Source organism: Acidisphaera rubrifaciens HS-AP3, from assembly GCF_000964365.1.
In the GTDB taxonomy this organism is placed as follows: domain Bacteria; phylum Pseudomonadota; class Alphaproteobacteria; order Acetobacterales; family Acetobacteraceae; genus Acidisphaera; species Acidisphaera rubrifaciens.
Window position 1 is genome coordinate 1 of sequence record NZ_BANB01000101.1, and the last position, 3583, is coordinate 3583.

Here is a 3583-nt window from a genome sequence, read left to right on the forward strand (position 1 = left end):
CGAGCGGCAGGCCGAGGGCGGCGCGGCGCGCCTCCACGCCCGCCATGAAGCCCTTGAGGTAGTTCTCCTGCTCCGCCGAGAAGCCGCCGCCGCCGCTCATGCGGTCAGTCGGCCCCGGCGGCGGCGGGTTCGGCCAGGACCGGGCGGGCCGGCGCGCCGCGGACGTAGGTAAAGAAGAACGGCAGCGCCACCAGCAGCACGCCGCCCGCCAGATTGCCGAGCGTGACCGGGATTTCGTTCCACAACCACCACTCCGCCAGCGTGATGCGCGCCCCGAGCATCATGCCGGCGGGGATGACGAACATGTTGACGACCGAGTGTTCGAAGCCTTGGGCGAAGAAGATCGTGATCGGCATCCAGGCGCCGACGATGCGGCCGATCTGCGAGGTGCTGGCGAGGGACATGACCACGCCCATGCAGACCATCCAGTTGCACAGCACCGCCTTGACGAAGCAGGTAGCGAGGCCGGCGGTGCCCATGGCGGCATAGCCCGTCGTCTTGACCTGGGCGATGTGCACGATGCGGGCGGCGACGGGCGGCAGGGCGCCGGCGGTGCCGGCGTCGGTCATCACCACGGCGAACAGCGCCGCATAGAGCAGGCTGCCGAGCAGGTTGCCGACGAAAACGGCGACGAAATTGCCCAGCATGGCGCCCGGCGAGAGACGCCGGCCGAGGACGGCGAGCGGCAGCACCGCGAAGTTGCCGGTCACCAGCTCGAAGCCGAGCAGGACGATCATGACGAAGCCGACGGGGAAGATCAGTGCGCCCGCCAGCGGGGTGGCGGTCTCGGTCGCGGCGGTGACGGCGAGGCTCGTGGAGATGCCGAGCAGGGCGCCGGACAGGGCGCCGCGGAGCAGCATGTCGCCGACGCCGAGCCCGGCACGCGCGCCGCCCGCGGCGAGCAGCCGGGCGGCGAGGTCGGCCGGCGTGAGGCTGTCGCTGCTCATGATGACCCCGCTCCGGATCGGTTGCGCGCGCCTGCCGGCGGCCGCGGCCGCTTCAGCGAGCAGATGGAGCGCAGCAAGTCACATGCCAGACCTCCCGTGCCGTTTGGCCAGTAGTTTGCCCGTTATTTAGGCATAACTGCCGGTAATGTAACGACGCTGACAGGTGGTGCGGTCATCAAGCGAGCAAGTACGACAAAGGCTGCCCGCGGTGCGGGCAGCCTTTGAATGCAGCAGCGGGCTGCCGCAGGCGACCGGCGCCTATGACGCCGCGCGGATCGTCCCGCAGTGTGGATCAGCCGCGGTGGTGGGTGCCGGTGCGGGCCGCGTGGCGGCTGTGCGTCGTGCGATGGGCGCTCGCGTGACCGTGACGGCCGTGGTGATGGCCGAGTCGGGTGGTGCGGAAATCCGTGTCCGCCGGCGCCTCGGCGACCTCGTCGTACGGGACGGGACCGGTGGTGAGGCTCGCCATGCGCACATGCGGCCGCAGGTCGGCGGGCGCCGCGCCGAGGCCGGTGACAGGCGGGGCCACCGTGTTGTTGGCGACCATCGTCCCGTGATCGGGGCGATCGTAGATGAAGCCGTGGGTGGGGTAGATCGAGCCGAAATCGCCGCTGCGGTCGAGGCCGACGCGGACGGCGGTCCAGTCGTTGTTCGGCGAGACGTCGACCACCGGCACGCCGCGGGCGACGCCGCCGTAGCTGCCGGGGCCCCACCAGTTTGCGTGGTCGACCTCGATCTCGCGGCTGTTGAGGACGCGGCTGACGACCGCCACGTGGCCGAGGCGCATACGCCCGTTGGCCGCGAAGTTCAGCACCGCACCCGCTTCGGGACGGCTGCCGCGCTCATAGACGCCGGCCGCCTCATACCACCAGCCCGCGGCGTTGCCCGCGAGTTCGATTCCGGAATCGGCGCGGGCGAAGGGCACGCATTGCAGGCGTCCGCCGCCCCAGGCGTAGCGGCCGTGGCCGCCGCGTTTGGCGTAGTGACTGGCATGGCCGTGATGGCTCGCCGTTCGTCGGTATCCCGCCTGAGCCGTTACCGGTGCACTGAGCCCGATCAGGACCAGCGAACCTAAAATGAGCGCAGTCGTCCCGGCGTTGCGAACCCGCATGCCTCGTCCCCCGTTGTGTCACCCCACCGCTGCCGTAGCAGCAGGGTTGCAAAGGTGACAATCCATTCAGGTCGAGACTTGCGGGGTGAGGTGACAGTTTGTTTCTAACCCCCTGTGGATGAAGCGTGAATCTAAGACGGCGGTCCTAAAATCACGCGTTCGTTCCGAGAGCGTTGTCACCAGGCCGGAGCCGGATCGCGGGAATCGGATCGTCCGCGCGCCGGCGCCGGTCAGGCTATGCAACCTCTACTTGCAGGCGGTGATCATGATTTCGACCAGGATGCGGGGGTCGGCGAGCGCCGCCTCCACACAGGCACGGGCCGGGGCGCCGCCCGCCGGCAGCCAGGCGGTCCAGATTTCGTTCATGGCGTCGCGGTCGGTGATCTGCTTCAGCCAGATCTGCGCCTGCAACAGGCGCGTCTTGTCGGTGCCGTGGGTCTCCAGCAGCGCGTCGATCTGGTCGAGGACGTCCTTCGTCTGGGTCTTCACATCCTTCGACAGGTCGCGCGCCGTCACCCCCTGCAGGTAGACGAAGCCGTGATACTCGACGGCCTTGGCGAGAATGCTGCCGGCCTCGGTGCGGATGATCTTGCTCATGGCGGTGTGATCCGTTTGTCGCTGGGGTCGAAGAAGAGGCGGGCGGCCGGTCAGTGAGCCAGGCCCAGCCCGGGCGGCGGCGGCGCCGGAACCGGCGGCGCGCCGGAGCCGAGGCCGATCGCCCCGCCGGGACCTGGGCCGGGACCTGAGCCGGCGCCGGCTGACGGGGCATCCGGGCCGCCATCGGCGGCGCCTGTCGCGGCGCCGGTGTTGCGCAGGCAGGTGTCGATCTGCTGGTTCCGCTCGTACGCGCCGGCCAGCCCGCGCGTCGTGTTGCCTGACACGTAGGAGGTGCTGGAGAAGGGGGTCAGCTGGTCGAAGGACGTGTTGTCCAGATAGATCTGCGGCCGGTTCTGCTCGGCATAGACCTGATCGACCCGTTTCTGACAGGCGGCCTGCAACGCCGCGTTCGCCCGCGCCTGCGGCCCGGGTGTCGGGAAGGTGCAGGCGGGCAGCGCGAGGATCATCAGACACGGCGCGAGGCGTCGGACGGACGTCCGGCGCGGCGGTCTCGGGGTGCGGGCGAGCGGGCGGGCGTAGCGCATCATGCGTGTGGGTCCCAAAAAGCGTCCCGTGCGGCGCCGGGCGGACGCGCCCGTTGCAGCCGGGACTGCAGGGCGGTCTCGTCGAAGCGGGCGTCGTCGGTGAGATCGACGGTGGCGGCGGCGGCGAGCAGCGCGACCGGCAGGTCAGTTCCGTCGCCGCCACGCCGTATGTGCTGCAACCACGGCGCGCGCGCCAGCAGGTCCACCAGGGCGAGCAGCCGCAGCAGGAGCGAGATGCCAGCGCGGGTGGACAGACCCGCGCCCCGTTCGACCGTTGCCGCCCAGCAGCGCGCGTCGCGGTCGGTCAGCGCGAGGCTGAGGTCACCGCCGTCCGGCCGGCGAAAGGTGAAGCCGCGCGGCGCGCCGGGGCGGCCGGCGAGGGC

General features: G+C 70.6%; 4 protein-coding genes and 1 pseudogene. All 5 read right to left on the reverse strand.

Annotated elements, in window-relative coordinates; all coding sequences use genetic code 11:
• Positions 1 to 104: 104 nt before the first annotated feature.
• The gene (locus B8460_RS03960; RefSeq protein WP_048860277.1) at positions 105 to 947 is read right to left on the reverse strand and encodes a formate/nitrite transporter family protein; all 843 of its coding nucleotides are present in this window, start codon (positions 945 to 947) and stop codon (positions 105 to 107) included.
• Between the two features lie 292 nt (positions 948 to 1239).
• Positions 1240 to 2058, reverse strand: coding sequence for a CHAP domain-containing protein (locus B8460_RS23685; RefSeq protein WP_084623216.1), 819 nt, complete (start codon positions 2056 to 2058; stop codon positions 1240 to 1242).
• A 246-nt stretch (positions 2059 to 2304) separates the two neighbouring features.
• The gene (locus B8460_RS03970) at positions 2305 to 2655 is read right to left on the reverse strand and encodes a RidA family protein (RefSeq protein WP_048860278.1); all 351 of its coding nucleotides are present in this window, start codon (positions 2653 to 2655) and stop codon (positions 2305 to 2307) included.
• A 50-nt stretch (positions 2656 to 2705) separates the two neighbouring features.
• Positions 2706 to 3122, reverse strand: coding sequence for a hypothetical protein (locus B8460_RS03975; protein ID WP_048860279.1), 417 nt, complete (start codon positions 3120 to 3122; stop codon positions 2706 to 2708).
• 77 nt (positions 3123 to 3199) lie between these two features.
• Positions 3200 to 3583, reverse strand: a pseudogene (locus tag B8460_RS21590) (hypothetical protein); the annotation flags it as partial.